This is a genomic window from Klebsiella sp. CN_Kp113 (genome assembly GCF_040064585.1).
GTDB classification, from domain to species: Bacteria; Pseudomonadota; Gammaproteobacteria; order Enterobacterales; family Enterobacteriaceae; genus Klebsiella; species Klebsiella michiganensis.
The window spans coordinates 39,468-60,615 of the sequence record NZ_JBEAID010000024.1; the positions used below are offsets into that span (position 1 = coordinate 39,468).

Genomic DNA, 21,148 nt, shown 5'->3' on the forward strand with positions numbered 1-21,148 from the left:
AAGTGTGACAGTGCTCACAGATGTTGGCTCAATGCGAATATGAAACCGGTTTCTTTTTTATACTATGGCGGCCTAACGATAAGGAAATAAGGAAAGCCTCCATGAGCGAAGAGAAACAAAAAATGATTGCCGGCGAACTGTATCTGGCAGGTGACGCCACGTTGAAAGCCGATCGTCTGCGGGCCAGACAGCTGCTGCACCGCTACAATCATTCGGCGCCTGAAGAACGTGAATTAAGAAACGCATTACTTTCTGAACTGCTTGGGCACGCGAGTGACGCGTATATCGAACCCACATTTCGCTGTGACTATGGCTACAATATCTTCCTCGGCAAAAATTTCTACGCTAACTTTGATTGCGTCATGCTTGACGTCTGTCCAATTCATATTGGCGATAACTGCATGCTGGCGCCGGGCGTGCATATTTATACCGCTACGCATCCCCTTGACCCTGTCGACCGCAATAGTGGTCAAGAGTACGGAAAACCCGTCACCATTGGCCACAATGTGTGGCTTGGCGGCCGGGCAGTGATTAATCCAGGCGTCACTATCGGCGATAATGCCGTGGTGGCGTCGGGGGCCGTCGTAGTAAAAAATGTGCCGGCAAACGCCGTCGTCGGCGGAAACCCGGCACGGATAATCAAAATGCTGGAGAGCGAAAAACGGTAACTGTTATGCTTTTCTGCAACCAATCTGTTACTTTCCCCATGGATTTACGCAACATAAAATAGTCTTCAGGCTGAGCCCGGTTTGTCACGCCTGGATACGGGCTCATGGCAGAATTTGGGGAATAAGATGACAGAAATACAGCTGCTGCTGAAGAGCACCATTGATGAGCTTAATGTGAAAGAGAAGCGCGACAACCGTCCGCGCTTTAGCATTAGCTTTATTCGCAACCATCCATGGCTTTTTGTCGCCATGTACGCGGCTTTCCTGGCCACGCTTATTGTGATGCTACGTTCCGAAACGCTGGTAGATTCTGTCTGGCTGTTAATTGTGTTATTTGTTCTGCTAAACGGTTTCTTCTTCTTCGACGTCTACCCGCGCTATCGTTATGAAGATATTGACGTTCTTGATTTCCGCGTGTGCTACAACGGTGAGTGGTACAACACCCGATTTGTCCCTGACCAGCTGCTTGAACGCATCCTGCAATCGCCACGCGTCGGCGGCGAACAAAAGGCGCAGCTACAAAAAATGATCGCCACCAAAGGCGAACTCTCCTTTTACGATGTGTTTTCTCTTACCCGCGTCGGTCCAGCGCAATAAGACGGTTCAGCGTCCGTACCGCAGCCATAAAATGCGAGGCGGACGTATTACCGTAGCCCAGAACAAAGCCGCTTCGCGCCGTTTTTACATCGAGGTAAAAACGGCTTAACGCCCCGGGTGCCAGCTGAAACCGCCGGGCCTGCTGCACAATCGCCAGGTCATCCACGTTGTCGATAGCAACGGTCAGGTGCAGGCCCCCCTCGCCGCCAAACAGTTCATAAGGATGCCTGAGCTCTTGAGCCAGAATCTCCCGCAGCTGCTGCTGACGTTTACGGTATAAACGGCGCATGGCGGCTAAATGACGTGCGTAGTGCCCCTCCTCAATGAACAACGCCAGCGCCCTCTGTTCGGCCCGATGGCCGCCGCGTAATAGCGAACCAATGGCGCCACGTGCGGCCTCCGCCAGCGCGGGAGGCATCACCATAAAGCCAATGCGCAGCGCCGGAAATAGCGTTTTGCTAAATGTCCCAAGATAAACCACCGGCGCCTGCCTGGCCATCCCCAGCATGGCCGGAATGGGCTCACTGCTGTAGCGAAACTCGCTGTCGTAATCATCTTCAATAATCCAAGAATCATGCCGTCGGGCATACTCCAGTAGCGCCAGTCGCCTCCCGGCGCTCATCACTGCCCCGCAGGGGTATTGATGGGAAGGTGAAGTAAAGATCAATCGCGGCGCTTCACTATCATTATGACTATCAAAACGCATCCCTTCATGATCAACCGGCACGCCCTCTATATGAAGTCCGGATTTGAGAAAGATGCTTTTTGCTCCCGGATAGCCGGGTTCTTCTACCCATGCCGTATCGCCAGCGACGCTCAGCAAATGCGTGCATAAATCGACGCCTTCCAGCGCACCTTCCGTAATCACAATCTGGCTGGCTTCACAGCGGATCCCCCGCGAGAGCGCAAGGTGGCGGGCAATGGCTTTTCGCAGTACGAGCTCTCCCTGCGCATCGCCGTAGCCCAATAATGCGCTTCCCTCTTCACGCAGTACGCGATCCAGGAGCCGACGCCAGATGGAAAGCGGAAAGTAGTTAACCGCAGGCATTCCCGGCGTAAAGAGCAGCGTGGGTGAATCACGATGGATTGCCGCCGGTAATCCCTGTAAGTATTCAGGGAGCACAATATGGCGCGCCTCAACGTCCCCCTCTCCCTGAGTTCCTAAAGGCGCGACGGACGTCCCCTGGCGGCTACGTAATAAATACCCCTCTATCGCCAGCTGCTCCAGCGCGCCGTTGACGGTGTTGCGCGACAGTCCCAGACGCTGGGCCATGGCGCGCGAGCCGGGTAAACGGCTATCACCTGCCAGCGCCCCCTGCAAAATCGCCTCGCGTAGTGTCTGATAGAGCGTACGCTGCAGGGTTCCACCTCCCCTGCCGCGCAGGGCCTGCTCCAGTAAAGCAAAAAAAGCGTCATCCGGAATATTCATCATCGCTCCTCATGGCACCCTAAAAACATACTCCTGTGGTTCTTTTTATGGAACCAACAAGCGCCTAATCTCGCAGCATTCACCTGCCAAAGGAAAACCTCATGAACCATCTTAATCAATTCGATCAACCCGTTGGCGCAGCCCTGCCCGACTGGCTGCCCCGTCCGCATCCTGAAAGGTTGAATCTGCAGGGCCGCCTTTGCCGCCTTGAGCCATTGCGCTCCACGCACGCCGGTGCGCTGTTTGACGCCCATCGGCTGGCCCCGGACACCCGAAGCTGGACGTGGCTGCTGCGTGAGCCGGATAACAGCGTAGAGGAATACCGCGCGTGGATAGAGCACGTTTCCGGGCAGGCCGATCCCATTCACTTTGCCGTGATAGATCAACGGACAGACCAGCCCGTCGGCTCACTGGCGCTGATGAGAATCGATGCTAAAAATGGCGTTGTTGAAGTCGGCCACGTTCACTTCTCGCCTTTACTAAGCCGGACGGCGATGGCCACCGAGGCTCAATGGCTGCTGATGCATTATATTTTTGCAACGCTCGGCTATCGTCGCTACGAGTGGAAATGCAACAGTTTGAACGAGCCTTCACGCCGGGCGGCGCTGCGGCTGGGATTTCAGTATGAGGGGCGTTTTCGTCAGGCGCTGGTGATAAAGGGCCACAACCGCGATACCGACTGGTTTTCGATTATCGATTCCGAGTGGCCGCAGATTGACAAGGCAATGCAGCAGTGGCTGGCCGCCGACAACTTTAGCGCCGACGGCCGGCAGTTACGAACGCTGGAGAGCTTCCGTTAACGTCTCTTCTTGCGCCCCTGGACGGCCTTAAAGCGAGGATTACTTTTGCAGATAACGTACAGCCGCCCTTTACGCTTGACGATCTGGCAATCCGGGTGGCGCTGTTTCGCGCTACGCAATGAGTTGAGCACCTGCATTATTTACTCCTTTTCGCATCAATAAAACCGCCGAAGCGCTGGCGGAAACGCGCGGTGCTGCCTTCATTGTTGAAGGCCTTCTGTTTGCCGGTGTAATACGGATGCGATTTGGAGGAGACATCGAGCGTTACGTAGGGATACGTCTCGCCTTCCAGCTCAATTTCGCGCTCGGTACGGATCGTTGATCCGACTTTGAAGTATTCATTGGCGCTGGTATCGTGAAAAACCACCGTACGATAATGCGGATGAATATTGGGTTTCATAGCGACCTCAATCATTACGTTATAACATAACATCATGGTACGCCCGGTGAATACAAAGATCAACCCTGAGAATGGAAGGGGCTAAAGGGCGGCGCAGGCCGCCCGTTGCGGATTAAGGATTAAGGATTAAGCTGATGCGCCAGCGCTCTGAGCTGTTCGGCAATAGACTGCAGGTTTTTACCCGGCTCCGTTTTTGGCCCGGTAGAGTGGCGCACGACCAGACGAGCCGGAAGGATAGAAGAAGTATGAGATGTCTCGTGATCGCCGCTATCGAGAAGGCGCCGGACGGCCTCTTTTCCTTGTAAATCAAGATCCAGCGAAACGGTGGTGAGCGCCGGGTAAAAGAACGAACTCTCATAGGTGTCATCATAACCAATAACCGATTTTTCCCCCGGAATTGGCACCTGATGTTGGTGAAACGCGCTCAGTACGCCCAGCGCCATCTGATCGTTACCCACCAGAACGGCGGTAAAGTTTGGCGTCTCCCGCAGCATTTGCAGCGCGCCGGCATAGCCGCTCTGCGCATCCCAGTTACCGCGAATCACCGTGACCGGCTGCAGGCCATATCCCTCAAGGGTCTCAATCCAGCTTTTCAGACGCAGTTTAGCCGATACCGAGCTTTCCGGGCCGGCTAGCAGCGCGATCTCCCGATGCCCCATTTCATAGAGATATTTGACGCTGGCCCGGGTGCCGTCAGCCGGGTTAAACGAAACGTTAAACACGGAGCTGTAGGGGTCAACATCTAAAAACAGACAGACGATATCATCGTTATCAGCGGCAATTTTTTGAGCCAGTTCAGTCTCCAGCGGCACGTTGATGATGACCTTATCCACCAGCTGAGACTTAAGTTCATTAATGGAATCTTGAATACTTTGGTTGACGCTCTCATCGATCATGGAGATGAGCACCTGATAGCCTTCCACATTCGCATAGCGTTTTACCGCAGCAGCCACCTGAGAAGGCGCGTGCAATGCGAGGGAGATGGTGACCAGGCCCACGGTGCGGCTTTGCTTTCCTACCAGCTGCTGCGCCAGGCGGTTTGGGACATAGCGCAGCTCCTCAATGGATTTCTCCACCTTGCTGCGTGTGGCTTTGGATACATTAGCAGATTTATTGAGTACCCTGGACACGGTCTGATAGGAGACGCCCGCATGGCGAGCAACGTCTTCTAAGGTCGCGCTTTTAGACTTCATAGTCCGGTTCCTTATGTTGTTATCCCTGGATTGTAACAGGGGCAATGTGAAAAAACGCTCATCGCCGCGTCCCCCGAACCACAATCATCACAAAAAGTATTACGCTCACAATACAACAAATTGTGAATGGACTCACTAGTCGTAACAAAACCCGCCAATTTATTTGCAGTTAATCACACTATAGCGATCATTTAATTGCCTGAATTCGGGTTTAGGCATTTTATGACATCGGTTATGTGAACGTAATACAAAACAATAAGAGGATAGACATGAACACTACGCTGCGCACACTCTCCGCTGCGTTGGCCGCTGCGCTGATTTCACCATCCGTGTTTGCTGCTTCCGCCACGCTTCCGGGTATCGATTTTCATGGCTATATGCGCGCCGGGGTTGGGGTCTCCGGCGACGGTAGTCAGGCCGAATGGCAAAAAAACAAAATTGGCCGTCTGGGTAATGAGTCCGATACCTACGGCGAGCTGGAGCTGGGATCAGAGGTCTATAAGAAGAATGACGTTAGCTTCTATCTTGATAGCATGGTCAGCATGGTCTCTGACGGTTCTAACGATAACGAAACCACGCTCGATGATGATGCCCAATTCGGCCTGCGCCAGCTCAACCTGCAAATCAAAGGGCTGGTCCCCGGCGATCCGAACGCGGTCATTTGGGGCGGTAAACGCTACTACCAGCGCCACGATCTCCACATCATTGATACCAAATACTGGAACATTTCCGGATCCGGTGCCGGGATCGAAAACTATACGCTCGGCCCGGGGGCCGTTTCATTTGCCTGGATCCGCGGAGATGCCAATGACGTCGACTACCGCGTCGATGGCGATAGCAACGTCAACATTAACTACCTCGACCTGCGCTACGCAGGCTGGAAGCCGTGGGCCGGTTCGTGGACCGAATTTGGTATCGACTACGCGATGCCGAATACCACTAAAAAGCAGGACTCCTACGGTGGTCTATACGATGCTGAAAACGGCGTCATGCTGACCGGTGAAATCAGCCAGGATATGCTGGGTGGTTACAACAAAACGGTGCTGCAGTACGCCAACAAAGGGCTGGCGCAGAACATGGTTTCCCAGGGCGGCGGCTGGTACGACATGTGGAACTACGTCAATGACGCCACCGGATACCGCGTGATTAATACCGGTTTAATTCCGATTACCGAAAAGTTCTCCATTAACCACGTTCTCACCTGGGGCTCCGCGGACAACATCACCGATTACACGGATAAAACGCGCATGCTGTCGCTGGTGGCTCGTGGGCAGTATCAGTTTACCGAATACGTGCGCCTGATTGGCGAAGTGGGCGGCTTTTACCAAAAAGATAGCTACAAGAACAATACTGATTATAAGCAGGCCGGTGAGAAATATACCATCGCGCTGGGCCTGGCCGATGGCCCTGACTTTATGTCTCGCCCGGAACTGCGCATTTTCGCTTCGTATCTGAATGACTCTGAAAACGGTAAACCGTTCGAAGATCAAACTGCCAATAATACGTGGAACTTTGGTGTACAGGTCGAGGCCTGGTGGTAGTCGTCATTTAACTGTTTTATCTCCAGCTGTAAGGTCGTTAATTACCCTCCGGTAATCATTATTGCCATTGAATGCTTTGTTTTCTTTTCGGGATAACTCATTATTGCGTTATCCCGTTTTATTTTATTTACGGCTGGCAAAGTGTTCGTCAAGTAATTGACGCAAAGCATCCGACTGTTTACCGAAAATAGCATGCACCTGCTGCCCAAGGATAATAACGCCAAGCGCTCCCTGCTGCTGTAGCGCCTGAGAGTCAACAATCGACAGATTATTCACCGTGACGCGTAAGCGGGTGATACAGGCGTCAACGTTGACAATATTCGCCTCGCCGCCAAAAGCCTGAATTAAACGTTCAATCTGTTGTTGTTCCGCCGGGCTTAACGTTACCGCCGGACGAGACTGGGAGAAATAATTCAGAAAGGATTTTAAACTCACCATAATAGACTCCTGATAAGCAGATAAAAAAACGCCTGCTCTTGCGAGCAGGCGTGGATAGAGAAAAATTACGCGTGACGGCTGAGAATGCGGCAATCCCACGCTTTTAAGGTCAACGGCGCGTTCAGTGCCGCGCCGGTGAGGCTGTCCTGATAGCCCTGCGGTAAGGTCACCTGCTGCTGCTGCGCGCTGTAGTTTTGCAGGAACACGTAGGTGGTCTCACCGTCCGTCCGTGCGGTCGCCACCACGCCCGGCGGGAAATCGGCTGCCACCGCACGCGGCAGCGACAGCTCTTTACTTATGGCGGTGAAGAAGTCCCGCTGGAAAGCCAGATCGTTGCGCGAAGCGACGTGCCAGGCCTTACCTTTACCCACGTGATTGACGGTGACCGCCGGTCTTCCCGCGTAAAAATCATCGCGGTAGGTCGCCAGCGGCTGCGCCGTTTCGACATGGATCAGTTCACACAGATGGCGTACCTGATACGGTCCCTGCAGGCCCCCTTCATTGCCCGCCAGCCCCTGTACCAGGTTGCGTTCGCCGTCGTTCAGGCAGTCAATCTCTTCCGCCCAAATGCCCAGCAGTTTACGCAGCGGGCCCGGGAAACCGCCGAGATGGCAAAGGTCGGATTCGTTAACAATACCCGTCCAGTATGTTGTAACTAAATGACCACCGTTAGCCACAAACGCTTCGGCGCGTTCGGCAAATCCCTCACGAACCATATACAGCATTGGCGCAATGACCAGTTGATAAGCGCTCAGGTCAACGTCAGCATCGATAACATCAACCGCAATCCCCTGCTCCCAGAACGGACGGTAATGTTCGTTGACGGTATTTTCATACTCCATGCCGAGATTTCGCGGCCCCTGTGCATCATCCAGCGCCCAGCGGTTTTGCTGGTCGAAGATAATCGCCACTTTCGCATCCGTCCGGCAGCCCACGACGCCCGGCAGCTGGCTTAACATCTCGCCGAGCGCCGTCACTTCACGACCCACGCGCGTATCCAGATGACCGACATGATCGATAATCGCGCCATGAAACTTCTCAACCGAACCGCGGCTCTTACGCCACTGGAAGTACTGCACCGAATCCGCGCCGTGCGCCACCGCCTGCAGAGAAGAGAGAATATGCATTCCCGGTTTCTTCAGCTTACTGGTCGGCTGCCAGTTGGTCGCACTCGGGGTGGATTCCATTAATACAAACGGTTTGCCGCCCTTCAGGCTGCGCATCATGTCATGATACATGGCGGTGTAGCAGGCCAGCGTGGTTTCATCTTTATCACGGTGCCACATGGGGTAGCTGTCCCATGAGATAAAGTCCAGCACCTGCGCCAGCTGCCAGTAGTCGTAATCGTAGAAATACTCCATAAAGTTGGTTGTTACCGGCAGCGCAGCATTCGCCGCTTTCAGCGGCGCAATTTCGTGGCGGCAGAAGTCCGTCACCTGAGCGGTATTGAAGCGATGCCAGTCCAGGTTCAGACCATGAATGGAGACTTCCCCCTGCGGGGCCGGAGATTCGATCTGCGACCAGTCGCTGTAGGTGTGGCTCCAGAAGGTGCTCCACCAGGCGTGATTGAGGTTATCCAGCGTTTCATAGCGCGCTTTCAGCCAGTCGCGGAAACGCTCCTGGCACAGGCTACAGTGGCACTCTCCTCCGTATTCATTGGAGATATGCCAGCCCAGCACCGCCGGATGCTGCGAGTAGCGCTCCGCCAGCAGGGAATTTATTTTCAGGGTTTTATCACGGTAGACCGGCGACGACATACAGTGATTATGACGTCCACCGTGCAGCGCAGGCACCCGATCGCGACCGACGCGCAGGACCTGAGGATATTTCTGCGACATCCAGGCCGGGCGCGCGCCGCTTGGGGTCGCGAGAAAGACATGAATGCCGGCGGCATAGAGTTTATCCAGGATACTGTCCAACCAGCCAAACTCAAATACGCCTTCCTGAGGTTCAAGTTTCGCCCAGCTAAATATCCCTACCGACATGACATTACATTTTGCCTGCTGCATCATGGCAATATCTTTATCGATAATATCGGGATAGTTCTCCCACTGCTCCGGGTTATAGTCGGCGCCATGCAATGGCGCATTGACCTTCGGACTCAAAGGCGCAAATTTTTTCATAATAAACATCCTGAAGTGTAAAGCTGAATAATTAATTGAATACCTTCATCGACGGCAATGCTTTTCCCTGGCAATCAAACAGCGCCTGATTTTCCCGGGCATTCCCCTCTTTCCATTCATCATGGATATATTTCATTCCGGCAGGCGTCGCCCAGGTATTTCCCGGTACGGCAATCCACGTCGGCTCCCAATAAAAAATACCTTTACCGCGGTGGTCCGGTACGTCCGCAACGGCCTGCATTAAGTCGTGAATATAATTATATTGCCCCTGTACGGTGGCAGGATAACCGCCATCCTTTTCCTCTTTCTCCTGGAAACTATTTTCGGCGTTGTCGCAGTTTTCCAGGGTATAGGCGTAAGCGGCTTCCACCACTATCACGTCTTTGTTATAGCGCTTGCTGATATCGTCCATATTGGCTTTCAGCGCGCTAATCGGACCATTCCAGTAGGTGTACATCGACAGACCAATGATGTCGTAAGGCACGTTGCGCTTGCTGATTTCATCAAACCACCAGCGGAAGGTGTCGTTTTTCGTGCCTTCGGCCAGATGAAGCATAATTTTAATCTGCTCGCCGCCGGTGAGGTTTTCCTTCAGGCCGTCAATGGCGGCGTTTAGCAGCCCCGCCAGGCGATCGAACTCGCCGCCGCCCTGCCCCCAGCTTTTGCCCTCCGGCCACAGCATACCGCCGTTGATCTCGTTGCCGATCTGGACCATATCCGGCAGCACCCCCTCCTGCTTAAAGCGGGCAATCGTGTCGCGGGTGTAGTCGTGGATCGTGGTTTTCAGCTGCGGATAATCCATTTTCTCCCAGGCCTTCGGCTTGAACTGCTTGCCCGGATCGGTCCAGAAATCGCTGTAGTGAAAATCAAGCAGCAGCTTCATACCCTGCGCTTTTGCGCGCTTCGCCAGCGCCAGCGTCGCCGCCAGATCGTTATCGCCGCCGCCGTAGCGCTGACCCTGGGCGTCTTTTGGATCCACCCACAGGCGCAGGCGAACATAGTTCACGCCGTCGGCCTTCAGAATCGCGATCGGATCCTGCGGCTGATTGTTGTGGTTAAAGAACTTCGCGCCGTGCTTTTCCGCATCCAGCAGCGTAGAGATATCCGCGCCTTTAATAAAATCAGCGGGCATATTGCTAAACGCCTTCGTTTGCAGCGCATCTGCCGCCAGCGTACCGGCGGAAAAACAGCATGCCAGAGAAACAGCAAGCCACGCGGGTGTTAATCTTTTCATGGGGTTATCCTTTTGTACTGCCTGAGGTGAGGCCGGAAACAAAGTATTTTTGTAGCGCCAGATAGAGAATTGCCACCGGGACGGCAATCAGCACCGCGCCCGCCGCGTAGGTGGTGTAGCTGGCGCCCATTTTCTGCGCCACCAGGTTATACAGGCCAATCGGCAGCGTGTATTTATCCGGGGTACGCAAAATGGTGCTGGAGAGGATGAAGTCCCCCAGCGGGCCGGTAAATGAAAACAGCGCCACCACCGCCAGAATCGGCTTCGACAGCGGCATAATGATTTCGATAAAGATGCGGAAGCTGCTGGCGCCATCCATCCGCGCGGATTCATCCAGATCTTTGGGGATCGCGTCCAGATACCCCTTCATGAGCCAGGTATTCATCGGGATCATGCCGCCAACGTAGATCAGCACCAGCGCCAGATGGCTATTGATCAACCCCAGCAGCTGAGAGAGAACAAAGATCGCAATCAGCGCCGAGAACTGCGGGATCATCTGCAGCAGCAGAAACAGCATCAGCCCGTTCTGCCGCCCTTTGAAACGAAAACGGGAGAACGCATAGGCCGTGAAGCTCACGCTGATTAAGGTCAACGCCATGGTCATGAAGCTGATTTTCATCGAGTTCCAGTACCAGGTGAGATAATTCACATTGCCGTTAAACAGATCCGCGTAATGCTGGAACGACAGGTTTTCAGGAATAATCGACGTACTCAGCAGACTGTTCCCGGCGTTCAGAGACGCCCCTACCGTCCAGACCAGCGGATATATAATGATCGTCGATACAAAGAGGACCACCAGCCAGGTGAGAGACAGGCGAATCCACTTTTCGCGTTTAATACTCGGTGATTTAGCCATGTTGCTTCCCTTACGCCATGTCGTCGTTTTTGAAGGATTTCGTGGCGCGGAACTGCCACAACGCCAGGCCGACGACAAAAATCGACAGCAGAATCGTGATGGTGGCCGCGATGGCGTATTGCGAAGACGACATCGTTAATTTGTAGATCCACGACACCAGAATATCCGTACCGCCGGCATTCGACCCGGCTACCGCCGGTCCGCCGTTATTGAACAGGTAGATGATATTGAAGTTGTTAAAATTGAAGGTGTACTGAGTGATGATGATCGGCGCAATGGAGTAGAGCACCAGCGGCAGAGTAATGGTCCGCAGGCGGGTAAACGCGCTGGCGCCATCCATGGTGGCCGCTTCATACAGATCGTCCGGGATCGCCTGCAGGACGCCGGTGGTCATGGCGAAAACAAACGGAAAGCCCAGCCAGGTTTGCATCATGATCAGCGCCGTTTTAGTCCAGAACGGGTCGGTCAGCCAGGCCTTCGGCGTGATGCCAAAGAAGGACAAAATGGCGTTGTTAATCACCCCGAATGAATCATTGAACATGCCGGCAAAAACCAGAATCGTCACGAAGCCCGGCACCGCCCACGGCAGAATGAAAATTGTGCGGATCATCGGCTTAAAGCGCAGATCTTTCTGGTTGACCAGAATCGCCAGCAGCACGCCGACGGTACATTGCAGGGTCGTCGCCAGCAGCGTCCACACCACCGTCCACTGCAGTACGTCAAAGAAGGTCGAGCGCCAGATGGATAATGTGAAGATATTGATGAAGTTTTTGAATCCCACCCAATCCACCAGCTTCGCCGGCGGCGTGTGATAAAGGTTGTAGTTAGTAAAGGCGATAGCAAAACCAAACAGGATCGGGAAGATGACCACAAACACCAGCAGTATGAAGCCGGGCGTGATCATCAGATACGGGAAACCCTCGCTGAGCAGCATCTGATACTGCTTGCGTACGCTATTCAGCGCCATGCCTTCATCGCGCTTTTTGCCGTTAACCCAGGCATCGCGCAGCGAGAGGAAATAGACCAACAAACCGAATGCGGTAATCAGTACGCTGATTATCCCTTCCGCCAGCAGGAAAATAGAGTTATCCCGCGGGACTTCCTCGCCTAAGGTATATAACCCCCACAGGCCTTCGCTGAGAAAGTCATAGAAAATGCTCATAAAACTGCTCAGCAGCACCAGGAAGACAATCCCCTTCAGCCACTGGCGGTGATAAAACTGCCCAAAACCCGGCACGATAGCCAGCAACAGGCCGCACCACGCATGGCGTCCTGCGCCGCGCGCTTCGGCAATATTTTCGCTGGGATTGATAATCACACACGACTCCTTCTGAAAACGGGAGGACGGCCCTCCCGTTCTGTTACATCACCGAATTATTGATTGCTGGCCTGCATGGCTTCGATCTGCATCTTGATCTGCTTTTCAGCGTTATCGAGCGCCGCCTTCGGCTCCTGTTTACCGGTCAGGCTAAGCTCGAGCGCGGCGTTCGCCGGGCCCCATACCTCTCCCATTTCCGGGATCCCGGGCATCGCCGTCGCCCGCGCTGACTGCACCGCCACCGCGCTGGCCTTTTCGTCATTCTTAATCAGCGGATCGTCAATCATGGCCTTCAGCGGCGGGATTTCTCCGGTGGCGACATAACGCGCTTTCACGTACTGCGGCTGGTTGATGAACTCGATAAACTGCTGCGCCAGCGCTTTATCTTTACTCCACGTCGAGACGACATAGCCCTTCACGCCGAGGAAGGAGCTCATCGGTTTGCCATCCGGCAGCGTCGGCAAAGGCGCGACGCCATAATGAATGCCTGCCGCTTCATACGGCTGGAAGGCCCACGGGCCGTTAATCACCGCAGCCGCTTTCTTCTCGGTGAACAGCGAGTCGATGGCGTTCAGCCCGTTATCGCCGAGGATCCCCGCCGGGAATACCTTGTCGGTGTAGAATTTTTTCAGGAAAGTCACCGCTTCCACCGCGCCTGGCTTATTCAGGCCGACATCCTGCGGGTTGAAGCCGCCTTTGTCGTTTTTGCCAAAGATATAGCCGCCCATTGGGCCAATAGCGCCCCAGCTGTAATAGATCTGGTCAAACTTCGCCAGCAGGCCGTACTTACCCTCTTCGCGCTGCTTCTTCGAATAGTCGAACCAGTCCTGCAGGCTATCCAGCGGCTTATCGATCAAGTCTTTGTTGTAAATCAGCACCAGGGTTTCCACCGCTTTCGGTACGCCGTAAAGCACGTTATCCATATGGAACGCGTTGATTGATGCCGGCGTAAAGGCCTCCTGCTTCGCCTGGTCCAGCGTCAGGGGAGACAGCAGTCCCTGGACGACCGCACCGCCTAGCTGGTCATTAGGGATCACCAGCACGTCCGGGCCAATGCCCGCCGGGCCATCAAGGCGCAGCTTTTCAAGCTGCTGGGCGTACGGCATTTCCTGCACGTTCACCTTAACGTTGAACTGCTTTTCAAAATCGCTTACCGCGGCCTTAATGCCGTCGGATTTTTTGATGTCTTCCCAGACGTTGAGCTGTCCGGCCGCGTGCGCCTGCAGGCTAACCAGCTGCCCGGCAGCCAGAGTAGTAAGGATCAGTGCAGCAAGAGTGTTCTTTTTCATTATCAACCTCATGTGAAGGTATAACAATTTAATGGTTTTTATTGGGCGATGTGACTTCCGAGAATCTTTCAGTTAACTGATAAACGGTGATTCATAAACAAATATGCCGTTATTCCTGATTTGTTATACGGTACGCTTTGAATGCTGACAAAACTACTGAAAGCTGCCAGTTGTGTGATCGTGATTGCAGAAATGAAACATCGATATAGGGCGCTAAAACTCTGGAAGTTATAGTCACTGCATGATTTTAGTGTCGTTGAGCATCGCCCGGCTGAATTGTTACACGTTATACAAATAATGCGTCACAGCCCAAATCCCAACGGCAAAAACGGCTACTAACCCGGGGAATGTTGATGTCCAATATACGACTGAGGAATGTCACCAAACGGTTCGGCAGTACAGTGACGCTGCATCAGGTAAATCTTGATATTGAAGATGGCGAGTTTGCGGTTTTCGTCGGTCCGTCAGGCTGCGGCAAATCGACGCTACTGCGAATGATTGCCGGTCTCGAAGAGGTGAGCGAAGGTGAAGTGCTTATTGGCGATGAGGTGATGAATGATGTCGTTCCTGCCCATCGCGGCGTCGCCATGGTATTCCAGTCCTATGCGCTCTACCCGCATATGACGGTAGCGGAAAATATGGGCTATGGCCTGAAGGTGAATAAAGTGCCAAAAGATGAAATTCGCCGCCAGGTTGAAATGGTGGCGAAAACGCTGCAGCTCTCTCATCTGCTGGATCGCAAACCTAAGCAGCTTTCCGGCGGCCAGCGCCAGCGCGTGGCGATCGGTCGCGCCATCGTGCGTAATCCACGGGTGTTTATGTTTGATGAACCCCTCTCCAACCTGGATGCCGAGCTGCGCGTTGAGATGCGTCTGCATATTGCTAAACTGCATCATGAACTCAAAACCACCATGGTTTATGTCACCCACGATCAGGTTGAAGCGATGACGCTGGCCGATAAAATCGTGGTGATGAACTACGGCAAAGTTGAGCAGATGGGCTCGCCGATGTCGTTGTATTACAACCCGGTCAATAAGTTCGTTGCGGGATTTATCGGTTCGCCGAAAATGAACTTCCTGCCCGCGACGGTCACCGCATGGCAGCCGGGCCAGCTTAGCGTGAAGATGGCGCAAGATCATAATCTGACGCTCAATATCACCACATCGCCGCTGCAGCCCGGCGCTGCCGTTACCCTCGGTATTCGCCCTGAACATCTCTCAACTGATGTGAATATCGGTACCGTAGTTGAGTTTCAATGTGAAGTCGTGGAGAGACTGGGTAACAACACCTATCTGTTCGGCCAGTGCTACGGCCACGATAACGTCAAAATTCTGCTGCCCGGCGACGTTCATTTCCGTCCATGGCAGAAGATAAGGGTCGCGTTTGACGATCGCTACTGCATGGTCTTCGACGAAAACGACCAGCGGATTAGCGCTGACATCGCTGCGCCGGACGCCCATTAAGCGCAACATATGACTGTCATGATTGCGTTTTAGAATATGAATCTGTGCTGACAACGTTTATTGCCAGCATACCAGCCCTCGTTTTTCTCCGCGACGCTCCAGGCCTTGGGCGTCGCGGTTCATCCACTGTTAGCCCGAATTCGTTGCTATCTTGCGGTTCGGGCCTTTTTCTACCCCGTGCTGAATCCTCTTTTATCTTTCGCGTATACTCATCGAACCCCTCAATAAAATAAGGAAATACTCATGACGACCCGGCATCAGGTGAGTCTGGTTACAGGGGTATTGATACTGGCCATTATCCTGCCGGTCGCGCTGAGCATCTGGCTGGCAATGCAGCAGGCCAAAGAGCAATTTTATAGCGAACTGGACAACTTTTCCGTCCGCGTACTGGCCCGCGTTCAGCAGGTTGCCGATCAGGCAAGAGAGGCGCTGAACGAAGCTGATGCGCATGCGGCTACCACCTGCAGTCCGCAGCATTTGCTCACGATGCGACGGATCGCCTATACCCATCGCTACGTTCAGGAAGTGCTGTGGTTACATGAGGGTATTCCGCAGTGCTCTTCCCTCGAAGATCATCAGGTTTCGGTTACCTTTCCTGCCCCCGACCACATCACGGCCGATGGCTATCGTACCTGGCTTACCTCAGTTAACGACCTGGGTCTGAAACATAAAATGACGGCCATGGGCAGCGAGCATCACGTGGTGATGATCGATCCCGAGTCGTTTATCGATGTCATTCCATTAGGCCATGAACAGATTCACACGCTCTTGTTCGGCACGCAGCGCAATCAAATCATTATTAGCAGTAAACCGCTCAACGCTGCCGTCTGGGAGAGAATTAAGCATCAGTATGCCAGGACCCTAACCCTCGATAGCACCGTTTATCGTCTTCATCGTCTCCCGGAGCTGGGGCTGGCCATTGCCACCTGGTCCTCGACGGTGCCGCTGCAGAAAAAGCTACATCAGCAGCTGATGCTGTGGCTACCGATTGGTCTGTTCACCAGCCTTCTGGCCTCATTTCTGCTGCTTCGCCTGCTGCGGAGGCTGCGCTCACCGCGTAATGGGATGCTGGACGCGCTGAATTCCCATGCCATTCAGGTCTATTACCAGCCCATTATTTCGCTGCAGAGTGGAAAGATCGTCGGCGCGGAGGCGCTTGCTCGCTGGAGGCAGCCCGATGGCAGTTTCTTATCGCCGGATATTTTTATTCCGCTTGCCGAACAAACCGGGCTGATTACCCGCTTAACCGAAGATATTGTACGGAAAATATTTACCGATCTCGGTACCTGGCTGCGGCAGCGTCCGGAGATACATATCTCGATAAACCTGTCGGTTGATGATTTGCGTTCGCCAAAGCTGCCGATGCTGTTACAGGAGCAGCTTCAGCGCTGGGGCATCAGCGCTCAGCAGATCATTCTGGAAATCACCGAGCGCGGTTTTGTCGACCCGCAAACCACTCTGCCAGTCATCGCCGGCTATCGTCAGGCCGGACACCGTATCTCCATCGATGACTTCGGCACCGGCTATTCCAGCCTGAGCTATTTACAAAAGCTGGACGTTGATACCCTGAAAATCGATAAAGCATTTGTCGATACGCTGGAGTGTGAATCGCTGACGCCGCACATCATTGAAATGGCGAAAGCGCTCAATCTGGCGACCGTCGCAGAAGGCGTCGAAACCGAAAGCCAACGCGACTGGCTGCGCATGCATGGCGTGCTGTATGCCCAGGGCTGGCTTTATAGTAAGGCGCTGCCAAAAGAGAAATTTATTCTGTGGGCCGAGAATAACCTTAAGGCGTATTCATCGCCGTCCGGAACACATGATGACTGAGCCTATTTCAGATAGGATTTTATCACCTGCATCACCACATCAAGGTCAGCCTCACGCTGACCTTCTTCCGGCTCCTTCACGACATGATCCGTTAAATGCCCCTGGATAACCTGCATCATCATGCCGTTTACCGCACCGCGAATGGCAGCCAGCTGCTGTAGAACCTCTGCGCATTCATGCTCGCGGTTAAGCATTTTTTCCAGCGCGGCGCTTTGCCCCTGAATTTTCTTCAATCGGGTCAATAACATCTTCTTGTGACGAACGGTATGTGACATTACGCGATCCACTATTTGATTAATCGATCGTTTCCACTAACGACCCTTGTATGCAATCAGAACAGCATAACATGCCCTACTCCCCCCGAGTATTTTTCTACTGGGGGGTAGTATTAATGTACTGGGGGGGAGTAGCATACAAGCACTTTTTAGTTAGGGATCACGTTATGAACGATTTCGCTTCACTCCTGCAGCAGGGCAACGCCTGGCTATTTATTCCCAGCGCGATTCTGCTGGGCGCGCTGCACGGCCTTGAGCCCGGGCACTCAAAAACCATGATGGCGGCATTTATCGTGGCGGTGCGGGGAACATTAAAGCAGGCGGTGCTGCTGGGGCTGGCGGCGACGGTATCGCATACCGCGGTGGTCTGGCTGGTGGCCATGGCAGGCCTGTGGTTCGGCCGCGGCTGGAATGCACAAACGTCGGAACCCTTGTTTCAGCTAATCTCAGGGGGCCTTATCGTACTGATTGCCTGCTGGATGCTGGCGCGTACCTGGCGCGAATCGCGTTCACATACCCATACCCATGACCATGAACATGAACATGAACATGAACATGAACATAAACATGAACATCATCACGATCGCCACCTTGCGTATCAACATCATCCTCACGCTCACCAACCTTCGCGGGTTGCCGCCGATGACTGGCAGGACGCCCATCAGCGCGCGCATGCGCAAGCGATCAATCGCCGCTTTAACGGCCAGCGGGTCACCACCGGGCAGATCGTCTTGTTCGGACTGACCGGGGGACTCATTCCCTGCCCGGCATCCATTACCGTGCTGCTCATTTGCCTGCAGTTGAAAAAGTTCTCGCTGGGGGCAACCCTGGTACTGGGGTTTAGCGTTGGGCTGGCGATCACCCTGGTGGCTTCCGGCGCAATTGCCGCCCTCAGCCTGAAGCACGTGGCAAACCGCTGGCCCGGGCTGAACGATCTCTCGCGCAAAGCGCCGTGGATTTCCGGCACCCTGATTATGGTGGTGGGTTTTTATATGCTGCTGCATGGCTGGAGTCATCTGTAGCGCGTCTATCGCCATCCCCAAAAGCTATGGGGATGGCAAAGATGAATTACTCATCCAGAAGCGGGGCAAAGCCGCCGTATATCATTCGTTTTCCATCAAAGGGCATCGATTCGCCAAACTCTTTCATCCGCGGGTCGGCCATCATTTTGGCATTCGCGGCATCGCGAACCTCTTTAGAGGGATACTCAATCCAGCTGAACACCACCTCTTCACTCTCTTCCGCTTTCACCGCCAGGCGAAAATCGGTCAGCTTGCCATCCGGGACATCATCCGCCCAGCACTCGACCACACGGAGTGCGCCAAACTCTTTAAATAATGGCGCGGCCTTTGCTGCCATCTCGCGGTATGCCTCCTTATTTTCCGCCGGTACGGCAACGACAAAACCATCAACGTACTTCATGAGTCTGCTCTCCGAAGTGAACAGTACGGCCGGAGAATCCGGCCGTATCTGAATTGATAAGTTTAGTCTCCAGGTCTGATGGCAGCGTAAAATCAGGAGATAGCCTCACCGGGTTTCGCCAGAGCCTTCCGCGCGGCTGGCTGATGAAACCACGGCAGACACAGCTGGATTAGCGGGCCGATAGTTAACGCATAGAGTACGGTTCCCACGCCAAACTTGCCGCCCATCATCCAGCCAATCAGCAGGACCGAAACTTCAATCGCGGTGCGGATACCGCGCAGCGACCACCCCGTACGAGCATGCAGACCGGTCATCAGCCCATCGCGCGGCCCGGGACCAAAGCCCGCGCCAATATACATCCCCGTCGCCAGCGCGTTCAGTACGATAGCGCCCGCCAGCAGCAGGCTACGCGCCACCAGCGAATCCAACGGCGGCAGCACGGCTAAGGTCGCGTTTGCCGCCAGCCCCAGCACAATCACGTTGCTCACCGTACCTAGCCCCGGCATTTGCCGTAGCGGGATCCACAGCAGCAGCACTGCCGCTCCCGTCAGGATCATGACCGTACCAAAATCCAGATTAAACTGCTTACCGATCCCCAGATGAAAAACATCCCACGGATCGGCCCCCAGATTGGCATGCACAAATAACGCGGTCGACACGCCGTACAGGACCAGACCAATGTAAAGTTGCAGCAAGCGACGTACCATTTTTCACCTCAGGACAATTGCGATTTCCCTTATCATCAGTAAAAATGGATTGATAATTAATGGCCAGTTTTTAAAAAGTGGATTGCTATGTTATCTCGTCGCTTTGGTGCACAATCTCTGGTACGGCTGCTCGGTCACTGGCAGGAGTCCACTTCTCGCACGCCTATCTGGCGTCAGCTTGCAGAAGCGCTGCGCCTGCTCATTCTCGATGGCCGCCTGGCGCTGGAAACGCGACTGCCCGGGGAACGTGAACTGGCGGCTGCCCTGAATATCAGCCGCACCACGGTTGCCAGCGCGCTGGGTCAGCTTCGGGAAGAAGGCTATCTCTACAGCCGTCAGGGAAGCGGTTCGCGGATCGCCTTGCCGGAGCGTCCGGTAGAGGCGGCGGCCAAACAAACGGACCCGCTATCGGTGAATCTGGCCGTTGCCGCCCTTAGCGCCGGCCCCGAGATCCATCAGGCCTACAGCCAGGCCTTAAAGATCATGCCTGAACATTTATCCAACACCGGTTACGATCAACAAGGGCTCCCGCTTCTGCGCGAAGCCATCGCCCGCCGCTATAGCGAACGCGGGCTGCCAACCCGCAGCGATGAAGTAATGATCGTCAACGGGGCCCTGAGCGGCTTTGGGCTGGTACTGCGTTTATTCACCGGGCCCGGCGATCGGGTGGTGGTGGATGCGCCAACTTACCCCATGGCGCTTAGCGCGATACAGGGCGCATCATGTCGTCCGGTTAGCGTGGCGTTACCGCAACAGGGATGGGATTGCGATGGTCTGGCGGCAACGATTGCCCAAACGGCTCCGCGTCTGGCCTGGCTGATGCCGGATTTTCATAATCCCACCGGCCGCTGTATGGATAGCGCAACGCGCCAGCGGGTAGCGGACATCGCCGCACAAACCCGCACCACGCTGGTGGCAGACGAAACGATGGTGGATTTATGGTATGACGCCCCGCCGCCGCCGCCTCTAGCGGCATTTAATCCTGATGCCCCGGTAATAACCATCGGTTCAGCGGGAAAAAGCTTCTGGGGCGGCCTGCGCATAGGTTGGATCCGCGCCTCTTCGCGAACCATTGCTTCGCTGGTTCAGGCGCGCGACTCTCTCGATCTCGGCTCCCCGCTGCTGGAACAGCTGGCCTGCTGCTGGTTGCTTGAGAATGAGCACAGGCTGCTACCGTCACGGCGCGCCATGCTGGCGACTCGCCGGGATATGTGCGGCGCGCTGATGGCGGAATATTTTCCCCACTGGCGCTTCACGCCGCCGGAGGGAGGACTCTCTTTTTGGGTGGAATTACCGGGAATGCTGGCGACGCTCTTTTCCGTTCGCGCTGAAAGCCGGGGAATTCACATCGGGACGGGAACTCGCTTTGGCCTGGCCGGCGCGTTTGATCGCTATTTGCGTTTACCCTTTACCCTTTCGGATGACGAACTGCGCAGCGCGTTTACGACATTGCAGCCGTTGTGGCATAGTCTGACTGAGCAGAAAGAGAGTTTCCGCCTGAGGAAAATCATTTAAGAAAATATCGACGGGCTGGAGCCAGCCCGTCAAAAACCATCATCCATGAC

At 54.4% G+C, this 21,148-nt stretch carries 22 protein-coding genes; 8 read left to right on the forward strand and 14 right to left on the reverse strand.

All coding sequences use genetic code 11. From position 1 onward, the window contains the following. The first annotated feature begins 101 nt into the window (after positions 1-101). On the forward strand, positions 102-668 hold the full coding sequence (gene maa / locus ABLV30_RS16715; RefSeq protein ID WP_064357999.1) for a maltose O-acetyltransferase: 567 nt from the start codon (positions 102-104) through the stop codon (positions 666-668). On the opposite strand, the gene ABLV30_RS16720 is transcribed toward maa, so the two are convergent. Continuing rightward, a complete protein-coding gene (locus ABLV30_RS16720; RefSeq protein WP_224243896.1) occupies positions 640-774 on the reverse strand; it encodes a hypothetical protein in 135 nt (44 codons plus the stop codon). The two genes, maa and ABLV30_RS16720, sit on opposite strands and share 29 nt — an antisense overlap. 20 nt (positions 775-794) lie before the next feature. Here ABLV30_RS16720 and ABLV30_RS16725 point away from each other — a divergent pair, with 20 nt between their 5' ends. Next, positions 795-1,265 (forward strand): YlaC family protein, encoded by a 471-nt coding sequence (locus ABLV30_RS16725; RefSeq protein ID WP_004848329.1) that lies wholly within the window; start codon positions 795-797, stop codon positions 1,263-1,265. Here ABLV30_RS16725 and ABLV30_RS16730 read toward each other — a convergent pair. Further along, positions 1,240-2,694 carry a PLP-dependent aminotransferase family protein gene (locus tag ABLV30_RS16730; protein WP_265800751.1) on the reverse strand — a complete coding sequence of 485 codons (1,455 nt, stop codon included), beginning with the start codon at positions 2,692-2,694 and terminating at the stop codon, positions 1,240-1,242. The genes ABLV30_RS16725 and ABLV30_RS16730 overlap by 26 nt on opposite strands. A gap of 101 nt (positions 2,695-2,795) precedes the next feature. Between ABLV30_RS16730 and ABLV30_RS16735 the strand changes: the two genes are divergently transcribed. Beyond that, entirely contained in the window at positions 2,796-3,494 is a 699-nt protein-coding gene (locus tag ABLV30_RS16735; protein ID WP_254539646.1) for a GNAT family protein, read from the forward strand. On the opposite strand, the gene ykgO is transcribed toward ABLV30_RS16735, so the two are convergent. The 3 genes from ykgO to ABLV30_RS16750 form a co-directional block, all read right to left on the reverse strand. After that, complete coding sequence (gene ykgO / locus ABLV30_RS16740) at positions 3,491-3,631, reverse strand: type B 50S ribosomal protein L36 (protein ID WP_003859006.1); 141 nt, start codon at positions 3,629-3,631, stop codon at positions 3,491-3,493. The genes ABLV30_RS16735 and ykgO overlap by 4 nt on opposite strands. Next, positions 3,631-3,894: a type B 50S ribosomal protein L31 gene (locus ABLV30_RS16745; RefSeq protein WP_004848323.1), complete on the reverse strand. Its 264-nt coding sequence runs from the start codon at positions 3,892-3,894 to the stop codon at positions 3,631-3,633. The genes ykgO and ABLV30_RS16745 overlap by 1 nt, the downstream gene beginning before the upstream one ends. 119 nt (positions 3,895-4,013) lie before the next feature. Continuing rightward, the gene (locus ABLV30_RS16750) at positions 4,014-5,087 is read right to left on the reverse strand and encodes a LacI family DNA-binding transcriptional regulator (protein WP_048261451.1); all 1,074 of its coding nucleotides are present in this window, start codon (positions 5,085-5,087) and stop codon (positions 4,014-4,016) included. 269 nt (positions 5,088-5,356) lie between these two features. Here ABLV30_RS16750 and ABLV30_RS16755 point away from each other — a divergent pair, with 269 nt between their 5' ends. Then, the gene (locus ABLV30_RS16755) at positions 5,357-6,628 is read left to right on the forward strand and encodes a maltoporin (protein ID WP_014228201.1); all 1,272 of its coding nucleotides are present in this window, start codon (positions 5,357-5,359) and stop codon (positions 6,626-6,628) included. 123 nt (positions 6,629-6,751) lie between these two features. On the opposite strand, the gene ABLV30_RS16760 is transcribed toward ABLV30_RS16755, so the two are convergent. The 6 genes from ABLV30_RS16760 to ABLV30_RS16785 all read right to left on the reverse strand — a co-directional run bounded on the left by ABLV30_RS16760 (position 6,752) and on the right by ABLV30_RS16785 (position 13,886). Then, positions 6,752-7,066, reverse strand: coding sequence for a glucose PTS transporter subunit EIIB (locus tag ABLV30_RS16760; protein WP_025107149.1), 315 nt, complete (start codon positions 7,064-7,066; stop codon positions 6,752-6,754). Between the two features lie 65 nt (positions 7,067-7,131). Beyond that, complete coding sequence (locus ABLV30_RS16765) at positions 7,132-9,189, reverse strand: beta-galactosidase (RefSeq protein ID WP_265800610.1); 2,058 nt, start codon at positions 9,187-9,189, stop codon at positions 7,132-7,134. A gap of 31 nt (positions 9,190-9,220) precedes the next feature. Continuing rightward, a complete protein-coding gene (locus ABLV30_RS16770) occupies positions 9,221-10,423 on the reverse strand; it encodes an arabinogalactan endo-beta-1,4-galactanase (protein ID WP_265800612.1) in 1,203 nt (400 codons plus the stop codon). A gap of 4 nt (positions 10,424-10,427) precedes the next feature. Further along, on the reverse strand, positions 10,428-11,279 hold the full coding sequence (locus ABLV30_RS16775) for a sugar ABC transporter permease (protein WP_004848313.1): 852 nt from the start codon (positions 11,277-11,279) through the stop codon (positions 10,428-10,430). Between the two features lie 10 nt (positions 11,280-11,289). Beyond that, positions 11,290-12,597, reverse strand: coding sequence for a sugar ABC transporter permease (locus ABLV30_RS16780; RefSeq protein WP_046876984.1), 1,308 nt, complete (start codon positions 12,595-12,597; stop codon positions 11,290-11,292). 56 nt (positions 12,598-12,653) lie between these two features. After that, positions 12,654-13,886: a maltodextrin ABC transporter substrate-binding protein gene (locus ABLV30_RS16785; RefSeq protein WP_049070858.1), complete on the reverse strand. Its 1,233-nt coding sequence runs from the start codon at positions 13,884-13,886 to the stop codon at positions 12,654-12,656. Between the two features lie 353 nt (positions 13,887-14,239). On the opposite strand from ABLV30_RS16785, the gene ABLV30_RS16790 reads away from it, so the two are divergent. Together ABLV30_RS16790 and ABLV30_RS16795 are read left to right on the forward strand one after the other, a co-directional pair. After that, positions 14,240-15,349 (forward strand): ABC transporter ATP-binding protein, encoded by a 1,110-nt coding sequence (locus ABLV30_RS16790; protein WP_004848307.1) that lies wholly within the window; start codon positions 14,240-14,242, stop codon positions 15,347-15,349. 243 nt (positions 15,350-15,592) lie between these two features. Continuing rightward, positions 15,593-17,179 carry an EAL domain-containing protein gene (locus ABLV30_RS16795; protein ID WP_224322420.1) on the forward strand — a complete coding sequence of 529 codons (1,587 nt, stop codon included), beginning with the start codon at positions 15,593-15,595 and terminating at the stop codon, positions 17,177-17,179. Between the two features lie 2 nt (positions 17,180-17,181). Here ABLV30_RS16795 and ABLV30_RS16800 read toward each other — a convergent pair whose 3' ends face one another. Further along, positions 17,182-17,454, reverse strand: coding sequence for a metal-sensing transcriptional repressor (locus ABLV30_RS16800; protein ID WP_004129869.1), 273 nt, complete (start codon positions 17,452-17,454; stop codon positions 17,182-17,184). A 167-nt stretch (positions 17,455-17,621) separates the two neighbouring features. Between ABLV30_RS16800 and ABLV30_RS16805 the strand changes: the two genes are divergently transcribed. After that, entirely contained in the window at positions 17,622-18,476 is an 855-nt protein-coding gene (locus ABLV30_RS16805; protein ID WP_224322419.1) for a nickel/cobalt efflux protein RcnA, read from the forward strand. Between the two features lie 46 nt (positions 18,477-18,522). Here ABLV30_RS16805 and ABLV30_RS16810 read toward each other — a convergent pair whose 3' ends face one another. Then, positions 18,523-18,876 (reverse strand): DUF1428 family protein, encoded by a 354-nt coding sequence (locus ABLV30_RS16810; RefSeq protein ID WP_004848301.1) that lies wholly within the window; start codon positions 18,874-18,876, stop codon positions 18,523-18,525. A gap of 92 nt (positions 18,877-18,968) precedes the next feature. Beyond that, entirely contained in the window at positions 18,969-19,583 is a 615-nt protein-coding gene (locus tag ABLV30_RS16815) for a membrane protein (RefSeq protein WP_014228193.1), read from the reverse strand. A gap of 87 nt (positions 19,584-19,670) precedes the next feature. Between ABLV30_RS16815 and ABLV30_RS16820 the strand changes: the two genes are divergently transcribed. After that, positions 19,671-21,098: a PLP-dependent aminotransferase family protein gene (locus ABLV30_RS16820; protein ID WP_265800618.1), complete on the forward strand. Its 1,428-nt coding sequence runs from the start codon at positions 19,671-19,673 to the stop codon at positions 21,096-21,098. The last annotated feature ends 50 nt before the right edge of the window (positions 21,099-21,148 follow it).

Coding starts and splice junctions, on each gene's coding strand:
- maa (WP_064357999.1), top strand. CDS start 102: ATGAGCGAAGAGAAACAAAAAATGATTGCCGGCGAACTGTATCTGGCA.
- ABLV30_RS16720 (WP_224243896.1), bottom strand. CDS start 774: ATGAGCCCGTATCCAGGCGTGACAAACCGGGCTCAGCCTGAAGACTAT.
- ABLV30_RS16725 (WP_004848329.1), top strand. CDS start 795: ATGACAGAAATACAGCTGCTGCTGAAGAGCACCATTGATGAGCTTAAT.
- ABLV30_RS16730 (WP_265800751.1), bottom strand. CDS start 2,694: ATGAATATTCCGGATGACGCTTTTTTTGCTTTACTGGAGCAGGCCCTG.
- ABLV30_RS16735 (WP_254539646.1), top strand. CDS start 2,796: ATGAACCATCTTAATCAATTCGATCAACCCGTTGGCGCAGCCCTGCCC.
- ykgO (WP_003859006.1), bottom strand. CDS start 3,631: ATGCAGGTGCTCAACTCATTGCGTAGCGCGAAACAGCGCCACCCGGAT.
- ABLV30_RS16745 (WP_004848323.1), bottom strand. CDS start 3,894: ATGAAACCCAATATTCATCCGCATTATCGTACGGTGGTTTTTCACGAT.
- ABLV30_RS16750 (WP_048261451.1), bottom strand. CDS start 5,087: ATGAAGTCTAAAAGCGCGACCTTAGAAGACGTTGCTCGCCATGCGGGC.
- ABLV30_RS16755 (WP_014228201.1), top strand. CDS start 5,357: ATGAACACTACGCTGCGCACACTCTCCGCTGCGTTGGCCGCTGCGCTG.
- ABLV30_RS16760 (WP_025107149.1), bottom strand. CDS start 7,066: ATGGTGAGTTTAAAATCCTTTCTGAATTATTTCTCCCAGTCTCGTCCG.
- ABLV30_RS16765 (WP_265800610.1), bottom strand. CDS start 9,189: ATGAAAAAATTTGCGCCTTTGAGTCCGAAGGTCAATGCGCCATTGCAT.
- ABLV30_RS16770 (WP_265800612.1), bottom strand. CDS start 10,423: ATGAAAAGATTAACACCCGCGTGGCTTGCTGTTTCTCTGGCATGCTGT.
- ABLV30_RS16775 (WP_004848313.1), bottom strand. CDS start 11,279: ATGGCTAAATCACCGAGTATTAAACGCGAAAAGTGGATTCGCCTGTCT.
- ABLV30_RS16785 (WP_049070858.1), bottom strand. CDS start 13,886: ATGAAAAAGAACACTCTTGCTGCACTGATCCTTACTACTCTGGCTGCC.
- ABLV30_RS16790 (WP_004848307.1), top strand. CDS start 14,240: ATGTCCAATATACGACTGAGGAATGTCACCAAACGGTTCGGCAGTACA.
- ABLV30_RS16795 (WP_224322420.1), top strand. CDS start 15,593: ATGACGACCCGGCATCAGGTGAGTCTGGTTACAGGGGTATTGATACTG.
- ABLV30_RS16800 (WP_004129869.1), bottom strand. CDS start 17,454: ATGTCACATACCGTTCGTCACAAGAAGATGTTATTGACCCGATTGAAG.
- ABLV30_RS16805 (WP_224322419.1), top strand. CDS start 17,622: ATGAACGATTTCGCTTCACTCCTGCAGCAGGGCAACGCCTGGCTATTT.
- ABLV30_RS16810 (WP_004848301.1), bottom strand. CDS start 18,876: ATGAAGTACGTTGATGGTTTTGTCGTTGCCGTACCGGCGGAAAATAAG.
- ABLV30_RS16815 (WP_014228193.1), bottom strand. CDS start 19,583: ATGGTACGTCGCTTGCTGCAACTTTACATTGGTCTGGTCCTGTACGGC.
- ABLV30_RS16820 (WP_265800618.1), top strand. CDS start 19,671: ATGTTATCTCGTCGCTTTGGTGCACAATCTCTGGTACGGCTGCTCGGT.